This window comes from Paenibacillus sp. J31R122, from assembly GCF_056269185.1.
The window spans coordinates 96,971-122,495 of the sequence record NZ_JBWDNM010000010.1; the positions used below are offsets into that span (position 1 = coordinate 96,971).

Annotated in this window: 24 protein-coding genes; 5 read left to right on the forward strand and 19 right to left on the reverse strand. The window is 42.2% G+C overall.

Translation table 11 applies throughout. The annotated features are described in order from the left end of the window. Positions 1 to 17: 17 nt before the first annotated feature. From AC0YN7_RS17445 to AC0YN7_RS17505, 13 genes are all read right to left on the reverse strand, one after another. Entirely contained in the window at positions 18 to 899 is an 882-nt protein-coding gene (locus tag AC0YN7_RS17445; protein ID WP_475811285.1) for a carbohydrate ABC transporter permease, read from the reverse strand. A gap of 50 nt (positions 900 to 949) precedes the next feature. Then, positions 950 to 1,849 (reverse strand): ABC transporter permease, encoded by a 900-nt coding sequence (locus AC0YN7_RS17450; protein ID WP_475811286.1) that lies wholly within the window; start codon positions 1,847 to 1,849, stop codon positions 950 to 952. Continuing rightward, entirely contained in the window at positions 1,849 to 2,226 is a 378-nt protein-coding gene (locus tag AC0YN7_RS17455) for a sensory rhodopsin transducer (protein WP_475811287.1), read from the reverse strand. Before AC0YN7_RS17455 ends, AC0YN7_RS17450 begins: the two co-directional genes overlap by 1 nt. 10 nt (positions 2,227 to 2,236) lie before the next feature. Continuing rightward, on the reverse strand, positions 2,237 to 3,433 hold the full coding sequence (locus AC0YN7_RS17460) for a M24 family metallopeptidase (protein WP_475811288.1): 1,197 nt from the start codon (positions 3,431 to 3,433) through the stop codon (positions 2,237 to 2,239). 44 nt (positions 3,434 to 3,477) lie between these two features. Further along, complete coding sequence (locus AC0YN7_RS17465; protein ID WP_475811289.1) at positions 3,478 to 4,962, reverse strand: hypothetical protein; 1,485 nt, start codon at positions 4,960 to 4,962, stop codon at positions 3,478 to 3,480. 27 nt (positions 4,963 to 4,989) lie between these two features. Next, entirely contained in the window at positions 4,990 to 5,817 is an 828-nt protein-coding gene (locus AC0YN7_RS17470; protein ID WP_475811290.1) for an amidohydrolase family protein, read from the reverse strand. Continuing rightward, a complete protein-coding gene (locus AC0YN7_RS17475) occupies positions 5,814 to 6,599 on the reverse strand; it encodes an amidohydrolase family protein (protein ID WP_475811291.1) in 786 nt (261 codons plus the stop codon). Before AC0YN7_RS17475 ends, AC0YN7_RS17470 begins: the two co-directional genes overlap by 4 nt. Before the next feature lie 16 nt (positions 6,600 to 6,615). Beyond that, positions 6,616 to 7,662 (reverse strand): phosphotriesterase family protein, encoded by a 1,047-nt coding sequence (locus AC0YN7_RS17480; RefSeq protein WP_475811292.1) that lies wholly within the window; start codon positions 7,660 to 7,662, stop codon positions 6,616 to 6,618. Positions 7,663 to 7,763: 101 nt separating this feature from the next. After that, positions 7,764 to 9,449, reverse strand: coding sequence for an extracellular solute-binding protein (locus tag AC0YN7_RS17485; RefSeq protein WP_475811293.1), 1,686 nt, complete (start codon positions 9,447 to 9,449; stop codon positions 7,764 to 7,766). 105 nt (positions 9,450 to 9,554) lie between these two features. Continuing rightward, positions 9,555 to 11,237, reverse strand: coding sequence for a response regulator transcription factor (locus AC0YN7_RS17490; RefSeq protein ID WP_475811294.1), 1,683 nt, complete (start codon positions 11,235 to 11,237; stop codon positions 9,555 to 9,557). Between the two features lie 2 nt (positions 11,238 to 11,239). Then, a complete protein-coding gene (locus AC0YN7_RS17495; RefSeq protein ID WP_475811436.1) occupies positions 11,240 to 12,979 on the reverse strand; it encodes a sensor histidine kinase in 1,740 nt (579 codons plus the stop codon). Positions 12,980 to 13,183: 204 nt separating this feature from the next. Continuing rightward, on the reverse strand, positions 13,184 to 14,134 hold the full coding sequence (locus AC0YN7_RS17500) for a sugar phosphate isomerase family (RefSeq protein ID WP_475811295.1): 951 nt from the start codon (positions 14,132 to 14,134) through the stop codon (positions 13,184 to 13,186). A 70-nt stretch (positions 14,135 to 14,204) separates the two neighbouring features. Then, complete coding sequence (locus AC0YN7_RS17505) at positions 14,205 to 14,915, reverse strand: PIG-L deacetylase family protein (RefSeq protein ID WP_475811296.1); 711 nt, start codon at positions 14,913 to 14,915, stop codon at positions 14,205 to 14,207. Positions 14,916 to 15,063: 148 nt separating this feature from the next. Between AC0YN7_RS17505 and AC0YN7_RS17510 the strand changes: the two genes are divergently transcribed. Together AC0YN7_RS17510 and AC0YN7_RS17515 are read left to right on the forward strand one after the other, a co-directional pair. Beyond that, complete coding sequence (locus AC0YN7_RS17510) at positions 15,064 to 15,960, forward strand: AraC family transcriptional regulator (protein WP_475811297.1); 897 nt, start codon at positions 15,064 to 15,066, stop codon at positions 15,958 to 15,960. 310 nt (positions 15,961 to 16,270) lie between these two features. Then, positions 16,271 to 17,140, forward strand: a complete 870-nt coding sequence (locus AC0YN7_RS17515) for an SDR family oxidoreductase (RefSeq protein WP_475811298.1) — start codon at positions 16,271 to 16,273, stop codon at positions 17,138 to 17,140. 280 nt (positions 17,141 to 17,420) lie between these two features. Here AC0YN7_RS17515 and AC0YN7_RS17520 read toward each other — a convergent pair whose 3' ends face one another. Then, positions 17,421 to 17,864, reverse strand: coding sequence for an OsmC family protein (locus tag AC0YN7_RS17520; protein ID WP_475811299.1), 444 nt, complete (start codon positions 17,862 to 17,864; stop codon positions 17,421 to 17,423). A 267-nt stretch (positions 17,865 to 18,131) separates the two neighbouring features. Next, entirely contained in the window at positions 18,132 to 19,103 is a 972-nt protein-coding gene (locus tag AC0YN7_RS17525) for a hypothetical protein (protein WP_475811300.1), read from the reverse strand. A 255-nt stretch (positions 19,104 to 19,358) separates the two neighbouring features. Here AC0YN7_RS17525 and AC0YN7_RS17530 point away from each other — a divergent pair, with 255 nt between their 5' ends. Then, on the forward strand, positions 19,359 to 20,360 hold the full coding sequence (locus tag AC0YN7_RS17530; RefSeq protein WP_475811301.1) for a phosphotransferase enzyme family protein: 1,002 nt from the start codon (positions 19,359 to 19,361) through the stop codon (positions 20,358 to 20,360). Positions 20,361 to 20,434: 74 nt separating this feature from the next. On the opposite strand, the gene AC0YN7_RS17535 is transcribed toward AC0YN7_RS17530, so the two are convergent. From AC0YN7_RS17535 to AC0YN7_RS17545, 3 genes are read right to left on the reverse strand one after another with little or no spacing between them, the layout of a single operon-like run. After that, positions 20,435 to 20,791 (reverse strand): DMT family transporter, encoded by a 357-nt coding sequence (locus AC0YN7_RS17535; protein WP_475811302.1) that lies wholly within the window; start codon positions 20,789 to 20,791, stop codon positions 20,435 to 20,437. A gap of 15 nt (positions 20,792 to 20,806) precedes the next feature. Next, complete coding sequence (locus tag AC0YN7_RS17540) at positions 20,807 to 21,127, reverse strand: DMT family transporter (protein ID WP_475811303.1); 321 nt, start codon at positions 21,125 to 21,127, stop codon at positions 20,807 to 20,809. Beyond that, positions 21,127 to 21,657, reverse strand: a complete 531-nt coding sequence (locus tag AC0YN7_RS17545) for a TetR/AcrR family transcriptional regulator (RefSeq protein WP_475811304.1) — start codon at positions 21,655 to 21,657, stop codon at positions 21,127 to 21,129. Before AC0YN7_RS17545 ends, AC0YN7_RS17540 begins: the two co-directional genes overlap by 1 nt. A gap of 191 nt (positions 21,658 to 21,848) precedes the next feature. Between AC0YN7_RS17545 and AC0YN7_RS17550 the strand changes: the two genes are divergently transcribed. Both AC0YN7_RS17550 and AC0YN7_RS17555 read left to right on the forward strand, forming a co-directional pair. After that, the gene (locus tag AC0YN7_RS17550; protein WP_475811305.1) at positions 21,849 to 22,349 is read left to right on the forward strand and encodes a DUF2062 domain-containing protein; all 501 of its coding nucleotides are present in this window, start codon (positions 21,849 to 21,851) and stop codon (positions 22,347 to 22,349) included. A 228-nt stretch (positions 22,350 to 22,577) separates the two neighbouring features. Next, entirely contained in the window at positions 22,578 to 23,657 is a 1,080-nt protein-coding gene (locus AC0YN7_RS17555) for an AI-2E family transporter (RefSeq protein ID WP_475811306.1), read from the forward strand. 176 nt (positions 23,658 to 23,833) lie between these two features. Here AC0YN7_RS17555 and AC0YN7_RS17560 read toward each other — a convergent pair whose 3' ends face one another. After that, positions 23,834 to 25,516, reverse strand: coding sequence for a ThuA domain-containing protein (locus tag AC0YN7_RS17560; protein WP_475811307.1), 1,683 nt, complete (start codon positions 25,514 to 25,516; stop codon positions 23,834 to 23,836). Positions 25,517 to 25,525: the final 9 nt, after the last annotated feature.

Consider the following 25,525-nt stretch of genomic DNA (forward strand, 5'->3'; position numbering starts at 1 on the left):
CCCCCAATAAACAGCTATTATCCCTTCACACTTCCAACGACGATCCCTTTCACAAAATACTTCTGCAAGAATGGGTAAACAATAAGAATCGGTAACGCACCCAAGAAAATTTGTGCTGCCCGGGTCGTACGCTCTGATATTTCCAAAGCACCATTTAAATTGTTAATATCCATTTTCATCGGATTGCTATTGATGACCATTAATTGCAAGTAAGTAGATAAAGGGTACTTCTCTGGGAAGTTCATGTAAATCAACCCATCAAACCAGGCATTCCAGTGACCGACCAATGTAAATAACGAAATCGTGGCAAGCACAGGCATCGACATCGGCACATACATCTTCGTTAACACCGTCCAATGTCCCGCTCCATCTATAAAAGCGGATTCCTCAATTTCTTTAGGCAATCCTCGGAAAAAGTTTAGGAGCAAAATAATATTAAATACACCTACTGCACCCGGAATGATCAAGGCCCAGATCGTATCAAGCAGCCCTGTTTCACTAACTATGATGTAGGTAGGAATAAGACCTCCGCCAAACAGGATAGTGAATACAAAGAACCAAGCATAATAGGTGCGAGCCCGAAACTCCTTCACTTCCTTGGACAAAGGATACGCGCACAGAAGCGCAAGTAAAATATTAAAGGTGTATCCTATTGCAACCCGCTTCAAAGTAATGCTGAAAGAGCTAATAAACTCTTTTTTCTGCAAAATATATTGATACGAATCCAAGCTGAAATCTACGGGCAGCAGCTTTACCAAACCGGCGGATGCTGCTGGACTAGAGCTAAAGGAAATAGACAGCACTTGAATCAAAGGAAGCAAGCAGAGCAGGGAAAGTGATACCAAAAAAATGTAATTGAAAACAACGAATATTTTTCTGCTCAAGGACGCATGACGCATGGGCTACACTCCTTTCTTCAAAACTCAACACTTTAATCTGCTTAATTATTTTAGAAAATACGATAATTAGCCAAACGATAAGCCAAAACATAAGAAATCGATATAAGCACCAGCGAAACGACCGATTTAAATAAACCAATAGCTGTCGCCACACCGAACTGAGCATCAATAAGACCAATCCGATAAATTAACGTATCCAATATATCTCCACTCTGATAGACCGATGGGCCATATAAATTAAACACCTGATCAAAACCGGCATTTAAAACACTGCCCAAGCTTAAGGTTGCAAGCAATATAATGATTGGAACCATACCTGGCAGCGTAATATGCCAGGTTTGCCTCATATGATTCGCACCATCAACAATTGCAGCTTCATAAAGGGAAGGATTAATGCCTGTAATAGCTGCTAAATATACAATCGTACTAAACCCAAACTCTTTCCAAACATCGGATACAATTAACACCGTTTGGAACCATTGATTGCTGCCAAGGAAAAATATAGGGTCCAAACCGAAAGCTTGAAGGATTTGATTTACAATACCTTCTGAAGGAGACAATATATCAACCAGAATGGCTCCGAGAATGACCCAAGATAAGAAGTGGGGCAAATAAATGAGTGTCTGAACACCTCGTTTAACGAATGCTCGTTTCATCTCGTTTAATAACAAGGCTACAACGATAGGAACAATTTGCCCGGCGATGATTTTCATGGTTGCAATAAAAAAGGTATTCTTCAGTACCTGCCAGAAATCAGGCATCTGCAGCACATAACGGAAATTATCGAAGCCCACCCATTTCGAACCAAACAAACCCTGTATCGGAATAAATTTTTGGAATGCAAAAGCGATACCAGCCATTGGAAAATAGCTATAAATTAATATAAGAATAACGCCAGGGATCAGCATAAGATGCAATGGGATTTCACGTTTAAGTTTGGAGTTCTTCATCACTCTGAATATCCTATCATGCCTATATAAGCAAGATTGGGCTGAGCAATATCCATTCTTCCGTACTGAATGATGACATCCACATCACTTTTAAACCGCAAGGAATACTGTAATTGTCTGTCTAGCACGATTCCTCCGATTTCATCCGGATGGTCCATTCGAATACACTTTACTCTTCTTGCCGCTGCAACAAGCCGAATATCACGATCCGGTTCTCGATCTTCATAAAATATATCCATGAAAATTTCCGCTTCTGTATCCTGACAATTCAGAATCATGATGGCTTCATGCCCTTCAAGCGAATCATTATCTATTTTACCTTTGTAGGGTAAATACCCATCGATTACATACCAATTTTTTGCGCCTTCTTTGCCCATACGCTCCTCCTTAATTAACCGAAATCGTCGCTGTTTCTATCCAAGTCTTGCTCAAATGTCTGACTAGCTTCGACATCGATTCATAGCCATTTTCCGTCACAATCAAGCTTTCCTCGACTCGGTTAGAACCATATGGATGTCCGAACAAACTAACATCCGTATTCACCGTCATTCCGATTTCGAAGAGTGCTGTAGATTTATCGTCTGGGTAAGGAGACTCTGCTTCTGCTAGTCCGCAGCCATGCAGCGGTGGATAAAGGTCATATTCGGTGACCTGTTTGGATTCAAAATAGTCTTTCACTGATTTGACCAGATCACTTTGCTTGGCTCCTGGCACCAGTTTGGATAATGCAATATCCTCAGCCTCCACAAGCAGCGTTATGAACTGCTGCTGTTCATTGCTCATTTGACCTGCCACGAAAGGAAAACCTACCGTTGCTACATAGCCTTCATATTGAACAGCAATCGCAGCCATAATCATATCTCCGTCCTGAATCACCTTACGAGTCGGCCTTCCGATAATGGTATTCACCCGTTCCCCGCTGGTCAGAACGATGAATGGCACAAACTCCGCACCCGCCTTCATACATTCGCCATAAGCATAGGCTGACAGTTCAAGCTCAGTCATTCCAGGTTTAACATTCTCAATCATCAGCTTGTAGCCTTCGTCCGCGATTCTCGCCGCTTCCTTCAAACAAGCGATTTCGTCTGCTGACTTTGTCATTCTTAATTGAAAAAGCATGCCGCCAGCATCGGTCCATTCCACGTCTTCTAGACTTCCCTTAATCGCATTTAGCAGCGGTTCAGGCATTGCATCTATTCCAGAAATACCTATACGCTTTAACGAATTATTCGTGTTCACTTCTGCGAATATCTCTTTCAAGCTCGTGTAATTGGCTTGCGGGTATTCAATCTCATCCGGCACGGTTACACAATTGAATTGGGAGAGTAGACGCACGTCAGGCCACGAGGTCATTTCTCGGCACAACAGTTCCCCTTCCGGTGCAGCCAGCACTACAGGCTGCCCGTTGAGAGGAACAATGACCGCCCCTCTCTCGAACAATGGCCAATAATTACTCAAATAGCGCAAATTTTCTTTTCTATATTCATCACCGTAGACAAGGCACGCACCCATTCCTTGCTCCGCCATCAACACTTTAAGCTTCTCTACTCTAGCAATAAACTCTGAAGACTGAATTTGCATCATGCTTTCAACTCTCCCATCACATTCTATTTTCCGAGTAAACTGGCTTAATAAATAACTTTCCTAATCCCCATAAAATCAGCAACATAAGACAGCTCTTCCGTCAAATCCCCATAGCCGATAATGCAATGATGAGCGAATCCCTCTTTAATCAGAGCTGCTAGAAATTGCTTAATTGGCGTATCAAATTGAATGACAGCTGTAATCTCCTCACAAGGAATGTTCTTCGGAATATGCAAGGCTTGGCCCTTAACAATGAGCATCTTATAGCCTTCAGCATCAATAATTAGATGGCTGATCGTCACATCACCTGGCTTCAACGTATACTCAAACCCAAAGCCTGCACCCTGCAACCCCCATTGTTCAGGTGAGCGGTTGACCTTTACCGTACTTCTGTCTGTTGCATATTCCGTGTTCGCATATCCATGGTGCACCATAAGCAGGGCATTGAGTTCCTCGTCATATTCGCCCCACTCCGCATAGGCAGGCACTTTGCCGCTAAGCATGTTCATTAACGTCATAATAATGAGTCCGTGAACATCTCCCTCTGTGTTAACGACTAATTTGCCTTCTTCATGCATCATGGTGTTGGCTAGGTACGAGGTCGTTCCCGTCTTCTGCTCCACGTAATGCTGGCCGAGCAGCGTTAGGGCATCAAGCCTGAAGCGATCCAATGTATTCTTAAGAGCGACGTAAAATTTTGAAGATTTATAAATGTCATCCTCGCTCAATCCAACGATGTTAAATCTATGTTTAGTCTGTTCAACTATATCCTCAATTTCCACATCGGTAGCCTTGCTGAACTGATCGAGCAAATGATCAACCTGTATCGAAATAATGTTTGGCCCAAGTGTGCCTTTTATCATCGTCTTGTCGAATTCAAAATCATACATCCCTCTGAAAACATGACCGATGACGCCAATGTTAGTCGTTTTGAGGCTTAAATAGGCTTTGTATGCACGAATATATTTGGTCATTTCTTCGAAAGCAGCACTATCTTGGATTGATCCCACAACAACCTTTAAATCAGGGTACCAACCCATTTTTCTAAACGTTGCGGCCAACTGCAAATTCGCAATTAAGGCACTATTTCTCAGAATATTCTCATAATTCGTATCGAGATTAATCTTGTTATTATGCTGCGTGTTAAATAAAACAACTGGCACATGACGAACATGCTCTAAAGCTTGGATTGCCATATAATCAGGACAATAGGTGCCTGCCACATAGACAATTAGATCGACTTGCTGGCTTGCCAGCTCTTGACCAGCAGCCTCTGCGGCATCTAATGTGTCTGTAAGTCCCGCCCAGATAACTTCATCTTGACCAAGATAGTTACGAAGATTGTTATAGACGCAGGTCATATCCGCCGTAACATTTGCTTTCAATGTGTCCGGGAACATCCTCCAATACTCGAAAAACCCTAATGTTATCAAACCGACTTTCAGTTTTTTACTAGCGACTCTCGTTGTTAACAAATCTCCGAATAAGTTGCCCTTCGCTGTTTCAAACGATTCTATTATTTCAGTCATTGCCTACCCTGTCCTCTCCGTTGACTATCATTTTCGATTTCGTACTTTATGAAGCAATCGCACTGCGTTATGGTGAATAATATTAGTTATTTCCTCATCACTAATACCTGAAAACAGTACACTTCCCAGCATGTAGTTAGGGTCATACCATGGGAAATCTGTTCCGAATACTACCTTCTCCGAAGTAGCCTCATGGACCATTTTGCCGATTATCCCATTAAGTCGCCCTGTATCGCATAGCTCCAAATAAACATTCGGCTGTGTCCGCGCAAGCTCGATCGCATAATCGGTTTCACCGGGAGCTGAATGACCCAGCAGGAAAGTAATATTCTCATATTTACGCGCAAGCTCTCCTATCATTTGCGGAGGATTGTAAGGGCTGTGTCCCCATGTATGGGATAATAGGAGCAGTCCACGATCGTTGGCGAATTCATAAATTTTACGGAACTTCTCACCCGTAAGCGGATATTTGTGATAGTCAGGAAGAAGTTTAATTCCCACATAACCTTTCACACTATCGAACTCAGCGAGATCCTGATCCAAGTTATGATCATAATGCGGGTTTACCACATAATAACCGTAGATCCTGTCCGGATACTGCTTCATCGCAGGCTTTATCTCCGAGTTTCCCCCAATAGGATCGAATAGCGCGCTATGCGGAGCTGAAATAATCCATTCTATATTTTCCCTATCCATCGTCTGAATCATCGAATCCAAGTTAGCTTCCGGTAAATAGGTACCATAGAAAGGACCCATATGTGTGTGCATATCTATGAATGGGATGCTAGACAGCCTTCCTGTATCAATAAACTCTCTAGCTAACTGCGATTGATTAGTCATTTTCTGTATACTCATCGTGACACCTCACCTAGTAATCTCTCGAGGTTTTTGTATGCGATGTTCTCCATATGTTCCTTAGTTATGCCGGAACCAAGCAATGCAGCCAGCGGACCGCCTATAGCGTTGCTTGGGAAATTCGAGCCGAAAAGGAGACGTTCTGAACCAAATTTATTGCAAATATCCTTGATCTCTCCGGCCGTTTGCATATCACCGGTCTCGATGTACAGGTTTTTATAGGTTCGGAATAAGGGATACGTAAGCCTAGAATGGCTCCACAATCCATAGTTATGAAGAATGACTGTTAAGGTTGGAAACTCCTGCATAATACTGTAGATACTTTGCCAACCCTCGCTCGGAGTCAGATACAGCGGGATTTTTGCTGCAGCAATTTCCCCAATTAGATCACCCATGACTACACCATTAAGCAAGTAACGGTTGCGTTCTGGATAGGCTCTTAACATCTGCACCCCATTCGCCTTCATCGCAGGAAATAAATACTCAGGGGCATACTGGCTTTCAGTAATTGGTGGTAGTATCGTCCATGTTGGCAGCAGCCTTTCTGGCGCTTTATTAGTCTCAACGAGAACCGCACGGTTCCCGTAATCGGGATCCACATCGGCCATTGTGTTATGGCTAACTACCGCACTATCAATTCCACAGAAATCAAGCTCTTGAAGCAATTCCTCGGCGTCACGAGCCTGCTTTACTTTCTCCCTCACAATAAAATTCTCATGGTTGACGACCTCATAATTGACCGTCTTATATCCTACAGCACAGCTGCAATCGATAATTTTCATAACATACCTCTCCCTGTTAGTCCCTTCCATCATCCAAGAAAACTGCAGGATTACCTATCATTAAGGTTTGGATTTGTTCATCTGTTATGCCTTCGTCTTGCATCATAGGGATAATATTTGTAATAACATGATCGTATCCCCATCCTCCATAGTGGTGGATGCATGTTTTCAGACATACATCATTGGACAGCAATATTTTGGAGAGGAAGCCGCAATCAATCAATTCCTTGATTGCTCTAACCCGCTCTATATCTCTGGCAAAAAGTCCTTTCAGAACGCTTTTGTGCCTTCTGTCTGCATAAAACTCCTTTCCGAAGTTGTCGAATTCAATATAAACACCTTTATTCAGCAGATCCTTCATATAATCCATTTTCAAATCTACATCAATGTGGTTGATACATATTTTCTCTGCAGAGGCACCGTGTTCTGTCAGTATCTTCACGACTTCGTATCCATTAGTTGCCCATAGATCAGTATGCACATGGAGACCAAATCCCGTTTCCTGCTGGGCTGTTGCTGCTGCAATCAACGTCTTTCTTTCATTTGGATAAATGATTTCACTTGTCCCTATTTCACCAATTACACCAGCTTTAATCTCGGTACCATCAATGCCGTATTTAATTTCTCCGAGTATCTCTTCCGTAATGGCATCAATGGTTTTATCGTCCATATCGGGTGGGTGAGAGGCATTAATATAGTAGCCGCAGCCCGCGATGATGTTGATATCAAGCGCCCTTGATAACCTAGCCAATAAGACAGGGTCCCTGCCAATATCACGAAGGGTGAGATCGACAAATGTCCTCCCGCCGGCTTTCTTAAACTCATGAAGCTCCCACTCCATTATTTTCTCATCATCCAAAACCGCATTATCCAGAACCGCATAAGGATTTCTATTGAGCTTACCCAGATTGGTCAAGCTTACTTTCTCTTGTGATAGCACCTTGCCAGATATCGTATGCGGAGCGGGCACTAGATCTCTTAGATCAATAAAGGCGTGCTCATGGGGTAGCACCAGTCCTAAACTGTCCGCCCGTACCTTCCCTGTAACTGTCATAACGGACATTCCAATCACTTCCTCATCTTAATAACCTTCCAGGAAAGAAGGTGTTACCAGGTCACACTTGGCAATACCAGAGCACCTGCTTCCCCGGTCAGCTTTTGTTTTTATTTACTAGCCTTCCATTTGGCTACTTCTGCAGTAATGGCATCGCCGCCAAGCTTTTTCCAATTCGTTACGAACTCGTCAAAGGCATCAATGGATGATTCACCCATAATAATTTTCGTGAATGTTTCCAATTCCATTTTTTTAAGCGTCGCATCTTTTTCCACCATCGTAGCTGTTGGTCCAGCAATATATTTCGTCATAAGAAACCCATCGCTTGTGTGGTAATCATGTAACAGTTTTTGGGCATCAAAGATTCTGGCATAAAGCCACCCTTCGGCATCGCCTTTTTCCCATTTTCTAAGGCTGTCCCAGAAGATCTTCTGTCCTGGTGCTTTAGGGTTCAACAGGGTTTCGTCATTCTTCTCTATCGCACTCGAAACCCTTGTATACATATCCAGGTTTTGAGTTGGATCAGATCCTGTAACTAGTGCATAAACCCACTTTGCGATGTCACCATCTTGATTGATCGCAGTAAGCGGATATTTGGTCCGATCCCATTCATTACCGAATGCATTAAGCATCTTAATTAGTGCTTCTGGATGCTCCATCCCTTTTCTCACAGCATAATATTTACCAATAGGGAACACCAATTGTGGTTTTGCCTGTTGATCGTCTATTGACGGCAGCGCAAATGGTATCCAGTCCATCCCGGTATCCAATTTCTTGCCCTCAGTAAAGTAACTATTGGCATACATAACGCCATAAAACATGCCGAGTTTGCCGGCGTTGCCTGCTTGAATTAATTTTTCTATATCTTTGACGCCAAATTCACGGTCAATCCAACCTGCTTTGTACATTTCCTGAAGTTTGGCTAACGCCACTTTCATTTCCGGTTGAATACTTCCGTATACATATTCTCCCGCTTCATTCTCAACCCATATTTGCGGATTAGCATGATAGCCATTAAAGAAGCCATATAGTCCAAATACGGCATCATACAAAAGTTTGTCTAAACCTAGACCGTACGTATCGTCCTTCTTATTTCCGTCTGGATCCTGTTTTGCGAACGCTTCCGCAATCTTAAATACATCGTCCATCGTCTTTGGTTCGGGCAAATTGAGCTTCTTTAACCAATCCGTACGTACCCAGAGCAGCGGAGCATTATCATTCGCACCAGGATTTACAGGGATGCCAAGCAGCTTGCCGCCAAATGTCGCAGAATCAAGACCAAAACCGCCATCTTTTTTCAATAGTTCTTTCGTTATAGGTGTGCCGTAATTCTCCAATGCATCTGTTAAATCAGCTAATGAATCCGCTTCAACCAATTGGTTAAACTGAGTACCGTCGACCGGCATAATGTCAGGAAGCTTTCCAGAAGCCATTGTGACATTGAATTTTTGATTATATTGAGTTGGATCAGCAACCCATAAATACTTTAGTTTAATGCCGAACTCATCCAAGTAGAGTTGATTCCAGGCATTTTTATCAATCGAGTCGCCTTCTGCAAATTTAGTCGTTGAGTCCAGCGTTCTCACTGCTGTCACCTCAATTGGAGGATCAATCTTCCCGAGCGGGTCATAGCTAACAGCAGTTTCCTCAGGTGAGCTTGTTTCCGTACCACTCGTTGGCGTACTGGATACTTCCGGATCTTTCCCCTCATTACTTTTAGTGCTGCAGGCGGATACAAAAACCATCGTAAAAACCAATGCGGATAACAGGATACTTTTAACGGCCTTCCCCTTCATATTTCGTCCCCCTATATCAATTAGTGCTTGCAGTATTATCATAAAAGAACTGAAAAGCCGAAGCTATTTGCCAATCTTGCTTTCCTTGACTTCTCTTGCTTTCTTCTACTCCTGCATGGTTTGAAACCGGTCTCGGTATTCTTGGGGCGTCAATTTAAACATTTTTTTAAAAGAACGGTTGAACTGTGGAGCAGCCTCATACCCTACATGTGTAGCAATCTCCCCTATTTTCATAGAAGTCTCCGCTAGCTGCTGCTGCGCTTTTTTCATGCGTTCTTTGGTTATATAGTCGGAGAGCATTGTGCCTGTCATTCGTTTGTATAGACGGGATAAATAGGTTGGACTGTGATGCACTACTGTCGATAGTTTCGTCAGTGAGAGATCTCCTCCGAGATGAGCTTGCGTGTATTGATGTATGGCTAAAATCAAACGTTCACCTTGCTCATCAGCAGCAGGTTCATATTGCTCAAGTACGTAATCAGCAACCTTAGCTAAGTAAGTAACCGCATCAGGCCATGACTCGTGTGCATCATACTGTGTCATTTTTCCAAGATCCATTTTTACTGACAGCTCATTGAATAGTCCTGCTCGAATTGCGTAAGACATTAAGCTCAATGAAACGGAATAAAATAGCTCCAGCTGGTACTTGTAGCCGGGCAAATCATCCACATTCATAATTTCATGGTATAGCTTATTAAACTGCTCTGCTTGTCCGCTCGATAGGTATTGTTCCAGTAATTCAAATTGCTTCTTATTATTCATGGAGTCAGAGAACGGATTACTGCGACTAGAATCCATATGAAGTCCAAACTGATCAGAGTCCTGGATGAGCAGCTCCTGTCTGTTATGTGAACCATCTCCAAGCAACGCCTTTAAATAGTGAAATTGTGCGCCTACGTTCTCCCACTCATAAGCATCGCGCCCAATGACAAAGGATAGCGGCAGCTTCAACAGCTGTCTGCAAGTCTGTTGAACAGCCTCTATGATGCCATATACTCTTGTTTTCAAATTTTGCCAAGCCTTCTGTTTCTGTTCCTCATTCAAGGGATCTGCTGCCATAAGCTCTTTAGGCTGCATGAACCAGAGAAATTTATTAGAATCAAATACGACGAATACATGCTCAACCGAAAGATCCAAATATTCCTCCGCAATATTCTGACAGGCATAAATAAGCAGTGTACGATCAAGATCACTTAAAACTATCGGCCATATATCAACTCTGCCAAGAACGAGAAATACCCCCTCGCCCGCCGCTAATGGAATTTCAGACTTGGCAAATCTAGCTTCTATTTCCTGCATTGATAAAGAGGGGTTACGCATCAAATCAAACAGTGTATTTTTTTGCAAGGCAGGAATGGCCAATTGCAGCTTTTTCTTTGCATTCATCATATAATCCACACCGTATTCAACCTCATCGAGCTCTGCGAATGCTTTTTCTACAGCCGCCAAAATAACGTGATCATCTTCGTTTTTCAGCACATAATCCACTACACCGCCTGTCCGAATAGCATGTCGTGCATATTCCGCTTCGTTATATCCCGTTAGGAAAATCACCTTGCATCGCGGCCAGCTTTGAACGATTTTCTTATGCAGCTCAATCCCGCTCATTCCAGGCATCCGAATATCTGAAATGACTACATCTATCCGAACCTGCTGCATACAATCCAGCGCTTCATAAACGTTATAAGCCCGATGGGCCTCAAGTTCTAAGTGAACGGCCTCCTGTAGCAATCGATACATACTATTCACAATAATAGGCTCATCATCGACGATAAGTACCCGATACATATTCATTCTCCTTTGTCATGTGGAATATAAATCCTTACCAGTAAACCCCCATTGCCGCCGGGCATTACCTCAAGCCCGCCATGCTCGCCATATCTTAGCTTTAAGCGGCGATGAATATTAATAAGTCCCGTTGTCTCTCCTTCTTCTTCGAAGGTAATCTTTCGAATTATGCTAGACATTTGCTCTTCATCCAATCCCATACCGTTATCCTCAACCGAAAAATACAGCCTATCTTCTGAAGTTTCAAATGTAATAGCCAAGGTTCCTCCAGTAACCATATCACCGAGTCCATGCTCGTAAGCATTCTCCACCAGCGGCTGTAAAATTAAGCGCGGAATCATAACTCCCCGAAAGGAGTCAGGAAGCGGATCGAAAGTCACTACAATGCGATTCGAGAACCTTATATTTTGAATTTCTACATAAGATCGGGCATGATTCACTTCATCCTCGAATGAAACCTCCTCGAGGCCATTTCTAGTAATATAGTGAAAATAGTCACCCAGGTTTTTGGATACTAGCTCTGCCGTTTCGTTCTCATCATTTTTGATTAACCGATGGAGTATAAAAAAACTGTTATACAGGAAATGAGGAGTAATCTGCATTTGCAGCTGTTTCAATTCCGATTGCTGCAGCCTGATTTTCTGCACATATAGCTCATCTATTAATGTCCGCAAGCTTTGTACCGTTCGATCAAACTGATTAAATATATTGCCGAATTCATCCTGCCGAGCCGTAGGAGTCGTCGTTTGAAAATTCCCCCCCTCCACATTCCTGAACCTTCTAATCAAGAGCTGCAGAGGCCGGTGAATTAATAAATAAATGCCATAGGAAAACAGGGTAACTATAATTAAAGAGCTGCCTACGATTAGCCAGAACCAGGTTCCATACGTTTTCAACTGACCAACAATAACGTTTTCAGGGAAATAGAAGAGGAGTGAAACTTCCAAAAAGGATGATTTTTCATACACGGCCATATACTTCTCGTTATCCACGACTATTTGCTTCGTAAACGCTGTCGATTGTTGCATGGCTTGCTTTAATTTTTGTTTGATCGCCTCTAGTGGCTCCGGATATTTATGATTGGAAATAACCCAATTATCATTAAACAATATGGCCCCTCCCTCTTGAGGGAATGCATTCAAAGCGCTTGTAAGCGCATCCATAGATAATTCGATATTTTGTATAAACTGTGGTGATTTCGAGGTAATCATAGAGTTGTTTGGATACGTTAAATTCAAATAGAGACGATCTTGCCAGGATGTTATCGGAACTCCACTCGCAAGTGTCGCCATGGCTATTTTCTCTGCCTCTTCTCTAGTATTCGAGGTTTCTTCTGTACTAGAGGTTGAAACGGTTCCGTCAATTGCATCAATATAAATAGTAATGTCTTTGATATAAATACTAGAATCCTTCAACGTTGTTAATTTAGTTTTTAAATCATTTAATGCTTTCACTCGTTGGTAATCGGACATAATCGAAATTGCGTTACTCAATTGGTTGAGATCCTCATCATTGATAAATTCCTGCTGCGTTCGAATGATTCGTTCTAATTCCTTCTCAAGCAACAAGAAATAATAGTGGTTATTTGTTGTAATTGAGTTGGATATTTGGCTTTTCACCTCCTGCTTGCCCAGCTCATTCAATGCAATACTTAACGTAAACAATGGTGTAGTTATGATTAAAAAAGTAATAATCAGCTTTGGAAAAATAGGAATATTGTTGATTCTCTGTTTTATCCACATCAAAGACTACCACTCCTCCTTTTTTTCCACAGTATACGACAATTTGCCTTTAATTAACTATAAAAATTGAACAAAAGAAAGAAGCCTTCCCTCAGCTTTGCTTAGCTCAGTAGGCTTCTTTAAAATTTACTTTATTCTAAGATTTCACAACTTTTATTTTGACTAAAATTCCATCATTAATAGTTAACTAGGCTAATTTAATCCTTAGTTAACATCCGCCTCCAGCGGGCCTGCCAATTCATCAAGGAAAAATAACCTGCCTGGCAGTGTCGGCATATAGGTTGAAGGGAGCCATCTATCCGGCCCATGACGCAAAGTTGTCCAGAGTGAAAGCCCTTGCCACTGCATACCACGGCCTAAAGCTCCGTCACAACCGCCAATGATTTTATCGGATTGCAGGAACAAGCCCGGACCTATCGTATTCGCGCGACATGGCACCAGCGTTGTCCGGCTTTTGAAGCTCGTAATTGCATTCTGTTCAATCGTTAACGGATGAAGCTGCGCCCCGATTCGATGCGTCTGCTTGCTCCATTCCTCATCACTATTAAACTCAGCTCCAAAATGCGGCTCCCAAAACGCGATATGCATCATACGACCGATTCCGAATACAGTAATTAGTTCCGCGCCTTCCGCTTTTAAATTCGCAATCTTATCCGCATAGGTAGGCAATGAATCTAATGTTGCAAAGTGACGCTGATTCACAGGTACAGTGAGCTCTCCAAGCGGACCATAGAAAGCCTGCTCCATTGCGTATTGGAAGGAGCCCTTATTGTCAGAAGGTAAAGTACGTCCCTCTGCATCGCTCCATTCATCCATATTAAAGCCATATACATGCGAGCAATCGATATTCCATTCCTTTAGAAAATAAACTGCCCACTTATACATGCCCATTGGGCCAACTGGCAGTATAAAAGCCACTTTACGTCCGTCAAGCTTACTCTGACGAATTTGCCATGCAATCTCATGTCCCATTTTCACATCAAGCTCTTGAACCTCATTACAAGAAATCAGCTGAAACTCCTCGTTCCAGAAAGACTGACGCTCTCCGATCGTCTCAGGAGGATTAGAGCAGCATTTATCGATCGCTTCCATATTCCAACCGGCCGGGTAGAAATTTTCCAACAAGGATCCTTGCACCGTTTGCACAAAATTCACGCTTGCCACTCTCCCATTCTATTGATTGCTTCACTCTTAATTGACCTATTTATCGAATCCAGCAACGCAACTAAGGCAGTAATCTTTCCGTCGTTAACCGCGGCCATGCTTGGCTTTGCTTAAAGCCTTCCGCATAGGCCTTGCCGCATTGCAGCCCGCGGAATTTGGAAACCGTTCTGACAAAATCCAGAAAGTCGATGCCATCATGCTCGTACAGCCATTTGATCTGGCTTTCATGACAATCATTCATTTGAATTTTCGTCTCGATATAATCACTAATATCTACATACTCAGTTGGTAGAAAATTGACTCCCGCCAACGTATCCATATAATAAAGAGGAGCCACTTTATGGTGAGCATCCTCACCCTCAATATGGTTATAATGGGGTACAGTAGCCGCGAAGCTTGCATCAAATACTGCACGGGATACTTCCATATGATCCTTCATATAATCCTCAGGCGGGTGCGTGATGATATAATCTGGTTTGACCCTGCGAATCACTTTCACAAGCTTACTGATTAGCTCATCTTGATCCGACTTCACTGTCAAATCGGGGACGTCCAAGCTAATAACTTCCGCACCAATCAGTTGTCCAGCTTTTTTAGCCTCAAGTCTTCTAATTTGTATCAATTGTTCCGACTGAATCACCTTATGCCCTTTATCTCCATTGGCCACATGAACCATCGTTACCTGATGCCCTTGCGCAGCCAGCTTTGCCAACGTTCCTCCACAGCCAATCTCTAGATCATCCGGATGACAGCCTACAGCTAGTACATTCATCACAATTCACCCATTCCTTTTTATTGCTAATCTGCTACTATAAGTGTAAGCGTTCACTCTCTGTTGATCTTTAGCAAAAAGAACTTGAATAATAGCAATAAGTCCGAAACAAACATCATGAACATCGATTCAAAGGAGGCAATAGCCGATGAAGGATACTTACTTTGCCCCTACGAGGCTTAACGAACCGTTATCTATCAAGCAGCTGATCTCCTTCCATTATTTCGAATTTTCTAAAGACTTCGCATTTGAAGGGGAGAAGCATGACTTCTGGGAATTCGTTTATGTAGATAAAGGGGAGCTGGAGGTTTTTGCAGATACGGAAGGCTATCATCTTAAGCAAGGGGATATGATCTTTCACAAACCGAACGAATTTCATGGCGTCTGGGCCAATAAGAAAATCGCGCCGAACGTGATCATTTTGTCGTTCATTTGTCACTCGAGGGAAATGTCCTTTTTCGAAAATAAAATTTTCACCTTGGATGCTGAGCAGCAGGAAATATTGGCGCAAATTATGAAAAATGGCTTTGCCGCCTTTAATCCTCCCTTTGACGATCCTCGTAATCATGCCATTCATAGAAATCCAGCTGCCCCTATCGGTTCCGAGCAGCTTATTAAAATATATTTGGAGATGCTGTTGATTCACTTAAGAAATGCCGGCGACAAGCTGCTAAGACGAGAGCAGCGATTGTCACCTTCCATCAAGCAGCGAAGTGAAGAGGATCTAGTTAGCCGCATGTGCGCTTATATGGAAGAACATATTTATGAAGATATTAGCCTCGAGCAAATATATAAATCTTTCAATTTAAGCAAAAGCCATGCGCTCACCATTTTCAAAAAAAGCAAGGACATCAGCATTATGAAATATTATCGCAACTTAAAAATACAGCTCGCTAAACGCTACATCCGAGAGCAGCGGCATACCTTCACAGAAATCGCAGAGCTGCTTCATTACAGCAGTGTACATAGCTTTTCTAGACACTTCAAATCGTTCACGGACATGTCTCCGTCTGAATATTTGCGAACGGTTATGGCGAAGATTTGAGTCATTAGCCTCGACTATAACAAAAAGTAAACAAGCTGATACCGGATGAACACCGGTACCAGCTTGTTTGCTAATGCTTTTTTAAACATCCTATACACTAAATTACATAGCGCTTCGCAATTCAAGTTCACGTGTATCGACTTAGTTATCCTCGTATAGCAGTGCTTTTGCGCATTTGGCTAACGCCCCGGTTTTTACATAAAATAAAAAATAATCCAACGATACCTTTTGATAGGTGACAGTACTTGGCACATATTCTGTTTATACTGATGATATAAGAACACGTAGAAACTGAGGAGGAATTGTATATATGAAACCCTTAGATGGAAAAGTAGCAGTAGTAGCCGGGGCAACTCGTGGAGCAGGACGAGCGATTGCAATGACGCTGGGAGCGGCAGGAGCAACGGTATATGCCACAGGAAGAAGCATACGAGGCAACCCATCGGACATCGGACGAAAGGAAACGATTGAGGAGACAGCTGAACTCATTACCGCACAAGGAGGCCGTGGTATTGCTGTGCGGGTTGACCATACGATTCCAGAGGAAGTAAAGGCATTATTCGAGAGAATTCAAGAAGAGCAGAATGGCGCATTGGATATTCTCGTCAATGACGTGTGGGGCGGTGAATCACTGTCCGAGTGGGGAACTCCTTTCTGGGAGGGCTCTCTTGAAAAAGCGCTTCTCATGCAGCAGCGCGCTGTTCATTCTCATTTGGTTACGAGTTACTATGGAGCACCGTTATTAGTTGCAAGGGGTAAGGGATTAATTATTGAGGTCACGGACGGTTACGATTATCGCTATCGCGGCAACCTCCCATACAGCTTAGCAAAAGTGTCGGTCATCCATCTAGCCGAGGCGCAGGCGGCAGAGCTTCGTCCGCATGGCGTAGCCGCAGTATCCGTAACGCCTGGGTTTCTGCGTTCGGAAGAAATGCTGGATCACTTCGGTGTCACCGAAAATAATTGGCGAGATGCGGCCCAGAAGGACCCCCATTTTCTTCAATCGGAGACTCCGTTCTTCCTTGGGCGCGGTTTAGCCGCGCTTGCCGCTGATCCGGATATAATGTCAAAGTCAGGACGGAGCTTCACCTCTTGGGGCTTATCGGAGGACTATGACATATCCGATGTCGATGGCAGCCGCCCCCACTGGGGACGTTATTCGCAAGAACAATCATTCTAATAAACATGAGGTTGTCCGTGAGGCAAAAAAGGTTGTAAACCCGAAAATCGAGTTTACAGCCTTCAAACTAAACAAAAAAGAGGCTTTAAGCGCCAAAAACGTGCTTAAAACCTCCATTCCCGTCACAAATCCGGCGAAATTCAAGCTGTAGGGCCAAAAATCGTGCTTACAGTCCTCAAACTAGTCCAATAAATAGCTGTAAGCACCAAAACTGTGCTTATGCAATTCTAGCTGAACACAATGGTCTGAATAATATTTGTGTGTGTATTCGAGCCTTAGCTTAATTCTCGATAATGATACTGTCTAATTTAAGATTAACTCCGTTTGCGAGTGAGTCTCCAACTGGGCACTTGCTCTCCAAAAACTTTACAAGCTCCTCAACCTTTTCTTTTGGCGAATCAGTCTTAATTCGGAACGTATAGCGGATTTCGGAGTAACCTGGGCGAACGTCTGATTTGTTGAAAAACCCATCAAGGTCAAGATCGCCTTCCACATCGACTTGGAAATCATCCAATTTAACATTAAACTTTGGGGCATAAACTCTAGCAACGATTGACTGGCAAGCTCCTAAAGAGACAAGCAGAGCTTCGACTGGATTCATACCCGTGTCCGTTCCACCTAAGCTCTTTGGTTCGTCAATAGTTAGCTCAAAATGTCTTGAAGTAGCTTTAACTTTAACTCCATCTTGTAAATGTGCTGATGCTTTGAACGTTTGAACTGCCATAGTATACTCTCCTCTGGGTTAATGCGTATGTTTTTGATAAAACCAAGTTAATTACTATGTTTTAAAATTATTGTATGATCATTATCATATACTGTCAATTGATAGATTTGTATAAATGATGTCAATGATGTCGAATCGAAACTAATTGGAAATTAGATCATTTATTCTTTTCATCATTAAATCTGAAAGAAAGAAGGTGCCGTAACGCCGTTCCCCACTGGTCCAGTTAAAGGCACCTTGTCAGCAACACATTCACAAATTATACTTTTACGTAATCTTCTGCCTTATTCCCTCCCCGTCTTCAATAAACAAAGGGTTGACCCAAAATAAAATATCTCGACGATCAAAATCTATTTCTCTATATACCTCTAAAATTCTATCGAATGAATGTCTAAAGAAACTCGGACTATGTTTAATATCGATCAGCTTCAACAATCTATCCAGTGACTCTTCACTTGCCGAAATTAAAGTACGATCTATATACAAATAAGGAAGCTTATCATACATACTAAACATAATAAATAGTCGATCGTTTTCTTCTGGACCTTCATTAAGTAATCGATTAGAAGGAAAAAACACTAAACGCTGCTTCCAAGTTAATTCATTCGACTCAAAAAGCTGGTACTTCGGTTCAAATGTTTTGCCCTTATACAGACTAATAATTTGAACAAGACAGCTCTCATACCATACCGCATCAGCATACGATTGGGCAGGACTCGGATTAAAGTATTGAGCATCAAAATCAGTTGATTGAATAGGCTTGCCAGGCCAAGCACCATCGTCCGAGAATAAATAACCCTCCGTAAGCTCTGCAACCGCTGAAGCAATTAGACCATAGGCTAAATTAATAATAGCCGGTTGCCCCGAAGATCTTCGAAAAGACCAATAGTGTCCAACATACAAAGATTCTCTCACTTCGGCATAGGTATCTCCATCTTCCACATACTCATCCCAAATATCTAAAGAAAATTCATCCACTTTATGGAAATAGGCATCCGATCCTCCACCATTACTCTTTTCTATGTAAAACCAAGCATAATCGGTATCCCACATCATATTTTCAGTTGTTAAATCGCTTGGAGAAATAATCTTCTCGCCAAGTCTAACAGAGATTAATGGCATATCTTGTACTTCAAATGATTGTAGAAATGTATTTAGCTTCTCGTTTGCAACCTTTAGCACTTCAACCAAAGTCGGGACTCTCGATAACGAAGGATACACTTCGAAAGATGTACTCATTTCATCCCCCAATTCAAATTCCATGTATAAAACAATTATAACCGAACTGGCATCTTGATAATATTGGATATATTTCAGATAATGTTAAACGGGATGAGGCATACCATGAGAACATTTATATATATGCTTATCCCCAATACTTTCAAAAGGAGTGATGATGTTTGAAAACGAACAATAACACTAAGAAGCCTGTGAGAGGTCGTTATTTGTAATTAAAAAGACACCTCTCATTAGGTTACGGGAGGCAAACAGGAAATGATGTATTTGAGGAATATGGTTTTGGGGACGGAAAATAATTCTGCTGCCAAAAAGCTAATTAAGTATTGGGATCACGATGCCGAGACGTTAGCCTTTTGGAGAGCCAGCAATAATTTTATTTATGTTTTTCACGTTAATAATAAACCACATTATTTGCGATTTATTCACGAAGAAGACAACTCCATTGCGAACATTCAGTCTGAGCTTGATTTTATGCTGTACCTATCAGATAAAGGTTTTGCTACTGTAGCACCTGTTCGTTCTATTCACGGTAATTGGATTGAAACGATTTCAACTGAGAATGGACGTTACTACGGGGTTGTGTTTGAACAAGCGAAGGGCGTGCCTATTTCCCTTGAGCAGATGTCGAGCCATCATTTTGTAGAATGGGGCCAATCGCTCGCAAACCTACATCTTTTATCCGAATCGTATACACCTAATGCAACCTCCCGAAAAAGCTGGGCTGACGCGCTGGATTTTATTCTGTCCGTATTGAAAAACCATCCGCAAGAGCACGAGGCTATTAAAGAGTACGAACGAATTAATATTTGGCTATCCCATCTCCCGGCAGATGAAGGTAATTACGGACTTATACATTATGACTTTGAGACAGACAATGTCTTTTATATAAAAGAGGAGTCACGGTTTAGCGCCATCGACTTTGATGACTCTATGTATCACTGGTTCATGATGGATATTACATCGACATTAGCTGATTTGATCAAACAAAATGATAAAGAATCCAAACGTAATATCGATCATTTTATTAGCGGGTATACATCCGTAAAACCTCTGGATAGCAGCTTCAAGGAGATGATGCCTAGATTCCAGAGATTTGCCGACCTTTATTCATTCGCTCGACTGCTTCGCTGTATGGAAAATATGGATTTACCTCATCTTCCTGAATGGGTCAATCCTCTCAAACAAAAATTGCTCAACGGATGTGACCAAATTCGAACTGAATTCAAACCATTCACTGCACTGAAAACACGGAAGTAATACGGGAACTAGTATTTTCGTAGATTTAAATCATATATATAAGCTACCCTGTCATGGGCGGCTTTTTTTAAGACTTACCCCTTAGCTGCTGCAGCAGCTGACCCTTCTTCACTTTTGGATTTATTCATAATAACAATCCCTAATATAATCAATACGAGGGCAATGGCTTTCATTAAACTCATATGCTCTTGAAAAATGAAAACGCCAATTAATGCAGTAAAAGCTGTACCGACACCCGACCAAATAGCGTAAGCAGTTGAGAGCGCAATCTTCTTCAATGCAAAGCTTAAACATGTGAATGAGATTAGAAATCCAAGAACAACACCAATAGTTGCCCAAACGACTGTAAATCCCTCAGATAACTTCAGCATAGTGGTACCAAATGATTCAAATATTATGGCTATGCTTAAATATAACATGGCTCGTTTCATAGCTTCATCCCCTGCCTATTTCTCAAGATTGAGCATAACTATCCCTATAATTAATATCACTAAGCCTATAATGAATTGTTTATTTATTTTTTCTTTGAAAATATACATACCAACCAAGACTGTAAATATAGTGCCGAGCCCACTCCAAGTGGCATAAGAAAGTCCTAAGGGCAGATCGTTCAACGCCAGAGAAAATAAATAGAACGCCGCGCCATATCCTACAATCACTCCTGTAGTAGGGAGCATCTTCGTAAACCCATCAGATAGCTTCATCATTGTAGAACCGAATACCTCTAAAATAATGGCACAAAGTAATAATGAATACGCAATTAACATCACTTTTCCCCCTCAATCAACTCCAAAAGAGCTGTTAAAACACGTGCTTGCTCCTCGTTGCTTAACGGGTCTAAGTTAAACATTTTCGAAAATAATAGACCATCACATACAAGACGCAATATCATCCCCTTTTCAAAGGGTATCGCTTCTTCACTCGTCTTCTGTCTGAACTTTACATATTCTGGCTCCCACATATGTAACAGCTCTTTGTTGTTAGCAACTGCTGCCAACAAGCTTAAATCTGTACTCATATCATCCGCATAGTTAATTGGGTTAAATGACGCTCTTACATAGGACTGAACATAACTGCCGTTCTTTTCAAATTCCTCATCAACCAGGCTCTGAAACTCACTTACATTTTGTTCATTAAGTCCTTTAATCAAATTTTCTTTATTGCTGAAATGATACAGCAATCCGCCTTTGCTAACTCCCGCCTCAGCAGCTACTGCCTCGAGCGTTAAACTGTTAAGACCTTTTTTTTGTACAACTCTTGCTGCAGCTGCAAGAAGATCCGTTTTTTTTATCATCATTTCTACCTCCCGTTAAAAAACCGTCTGGACGGTTTTATTATAAAGTAGAAATAATAAAATGTATAGCAGGATGGCTTCACAATGTTCGAGTCTGAGCGTGTAATTGTGAAATATTGACGGCACTTCATACATATACCTGTGTAAATTTGATATTATAGTATAAATAACTCTTGCAAGCAGAGGAATCTACAATGAAAATAAAACTCATAAGAAGGATGAAGTACTACTGTCTAAGACTATTGCGAATAAAAAATTCGGATCACCGTATCGCTGTCGGCTTTATGTCTGGTTTTTTCCATTGTTGGTTTCCCACATTCGGAATTGGGATACTCCTATCCGTAGGTATTGCAAGATTACTGCGCGGCAATCTTGCAGCAGCCATTATTTCGGGGTCTATAGGATCTTTTATGTGGCCCGTTCTATTCTTTTTAAATTATAAGGTTGGTTTCATATTAAGCAGCTTATATACAACCCCTGCTTTCCAGCTGGAAGAAGTGATTGACGTACCTATTCCAGCCTTTGATTATTCTGAAACGGTAGACCATTTTAGCCGCCTCGGCCATATCGGTACCCACTTTTTGGTAGGGTCTTTGGTGAACAGCATTCTATCTTCTATTGCAAGCTATTATTTGGTTCGGTATGTTTTGAAACACTATCGGCAGCCTCTGCTCAGAAAATTAAGGAGCTCATGAAGGGACGGACCTTTGCTCTTTCATGTAAGGTTGAATCTTCTCATTAATCCTCCTATCTAACGAATAATCCCTATAAATATGTCGATGCTGTACATATGAATTTAAATGCAACAAGTTGGGCCTGCTTACGTATGGAACTACTATTATGAGAGGTTGTTAATGTCTTTCTGGTTGCTGACAATAGCTTAGGTAAGGAAACAATCTTTTATCTGAATTGGAGTGAATTGCTTGATTTCATTAAACAAAGTTATCAAATTATGTATCGCTGTGGTCTTAGTATTGGGCATTATTTATTTGGGGTCGCTTGTTGATTTTATTTTTAAGCCATTCCTATCGCTGCTGAGTATTATTTTGATTCCATTAATGCTAGCTTCTTTTTTCTATTACCTATTACGCCCTTTGGTGAACTGGATGGTGAAGCTGAAATTACACCGAACTTTAGCTATTCTAATTATTTATTTAGTTATAGCTCTGCTCTTTAGCCTTTTTATAATTGGGGTTTATCCTTCTTTACGTACTCAGTTCTTCAATTTAATAGATAATGCGCCTAGTTTATTTAATACGTTGAACAAGCAGTTGCAGGATTTAGAGCAGAGCGGATTTCTGTCAGGCATTCTCCCGGAGGATGTGAATCCGTTATCTCATATAACTGAATATCTAAACAAAGGCTTTTCAATTGTGACTTCTTATTTAACAGGGGTGTTTTCTTTCGTTTCGGATTTTGCGCTCATATTGTTTACCTTCCCAATCCTTCTTTTCTACATGCTAAAAGAGGGTGACAAATTCGGTAATAAAATTGTTAGTTTTATGCCTAAGAGATTCCGCGAAGAAGGTAATAAGGTCATGCAAGATATTGATGTATCCCTCAGTGGATTCATTGTGGGGAGAGTTGTTGTCAATCTTGTACTCGGTGTATTAATGTATATCGGATTCCTTATTATAGGGCTTCCTTATGCTCTTTTACTGACAGTGCTCGCCGTAATTATGAACTTCATCCCCTTTATTGGTGCCTTTTTGTCTGCCATACCTATTGTTATTATTGGCTTGATCGTGTCTCCTTCTGTTGCCATTTGGTCGTTAGTCGTGATATTAGCGGCACAACAGATTCAAGATAATATTATCTCGCCTTATATTTTCGGAAAACAGCTGGATATCCACCCTCTTACTACCATTATTTTGGTCTTGGTCGGTAATGACGCGTTTGGAATCATCGGTGTGATCATCATAATTCCCGTGTATATGATGATCAAAATCGTAGTTGTAAAGCTATATCAACTATTCTTCAAACAGAAGTGGGAAGATGCTTAACTGAATTTACGATATATCAAAGAGGCCGTGTAGGATGGAGGCCACTGAATAAGTCCAAAATCTAAAAAAAAAGGCGAATTCTCATTCAAATCAGAATGGAAATTCGCCTTTATCTGTTTATCTGTATTTCATAAAATTAAAAGCCTAAGTTTTTCAGTGGCCTCATGTAAGCTCAATCACAGCACCTCAGGGGTTACGCTTCGGCCTAACTCCGAGCTCTGCGACGCGGCTTCCAAGATGCTGATGACACGCAGCGCTTGTTCGGGTTTTACGATCAGTTCCTCGCCCATCAACAAATGGTCAGCGACATTCCAATAATATTTTTTCCAATCCGTTCCGAACATCCGTTCAATCTTGCTGGACTGGCGAACGCCATTCACCATACTGGTCAAATAAATCTCATCCTGCGAGTTCATCTCGATGCTGCCTTGGGTACCGAGAATTTGCCATTTCGGACGCTTGACCGCTGCGATAGATGACATCATGATGTCGACCGTCACTCCGTTTTTGAACTTGACATTGATTTTACCGTGATCCTCGTTAGTTACTGCATGCCACACTCTTTTCTGGAAATCCCCCATCAGCTGAGTCATTTCGGATGGGATCAAATTCAGAATCCAGTCAATAATATGCGCGCCCCAATCGTACATAACACCACCGCTAACGGCTTTGTCAGAGCGCCAGTTAAAGCCCGGCTGATGGTAGCCAACGGACGAGTAGTCGATGTGGAACACGTCACCGATTAATCTTTTGTTCAGAAGCTCGCGAATCGTCATATAGTCATCGTCCCAGCGCCGACAATGAAAGACGGACAGCATGACCCCACGCTCCCGCGCCTTCTGAATCAAATCTTTTCCTTCGGCAACCGTCAGGCAAAACGGCTTTTCCAATACGACATGTTTACCTGCTTCAAGACATTTCATTGCCAGCGGTGCGTGCAGATAATGCGGCAAAATATTGACGACAAGATCTACTTCATCCATAGCCAGCATATCATCGAGATCGGTAAAATACCCCTTCAAGCCAGGAAGCTGCTCCTTGGCTGCTGCTATTCGGTCCGGTGAAGCGTCGCAAACCGCAACCACTTCCATTCCTTCGGTTTGACTGATCCAGCTCGCATGCCCGGCGCCCATATTAAACGACGGACCGAACCCGAGCAAACCGCAGCGGACCTTTCCGGACCGTTTCTCTTCCCCGGCGCTCCAACGGATTGCGCGCAGCAGCATTTTCTGAAACTCAGGATGGCCCCAAGCTCTTAAATCATGGCCATTCGCCAAATAGGCGACCCGGCCTTCACCATATGATTTGGTATACGCGAGCGGCAGCTTCCTGCCCTGCCAGTTCGTTTCTGCAAGCACCGTTACTTTGGATGGATCGTAGCTTTGCAGATGATACATTTCGTCTGTGATCGTAAACGACTCCATCCTTGTCGTGATGGTATAATCACTGTTCACGATTTCTACTTTAAAGCTGTGATGGTCAGGATGCGTCAAAAACTCGCAACCCAGCATATCGATATACCTGCGACTGCCTCTGAAGCTGTCCGCTGCGGAATGAACGCCGACAAATCCGCCGCCGCACTCGATGAAATCAAGCAGCCCACGCTCGCGTTCCGGCGTCAGCTCGTCAGCAAACCCGGTCGTGTAAACGACAACGGCGGCGTATTCCCCTTCGGACAGACGAGCCAGCATGTCGAGGTCGGAAGTGGTCTCAAGACAAAAACCTTCCCTAGAACCTAGCAAATTGCCGAGTAGTTCCCCAGCCGCTTTTGTCGGGTGAAACTCAGGACCTCCGTACACATACAATATTTTTTTTATGTCAACAACCTCACTCTCTTTGAAAAAAAGTTTAAGCTCCACTGGAAGCTT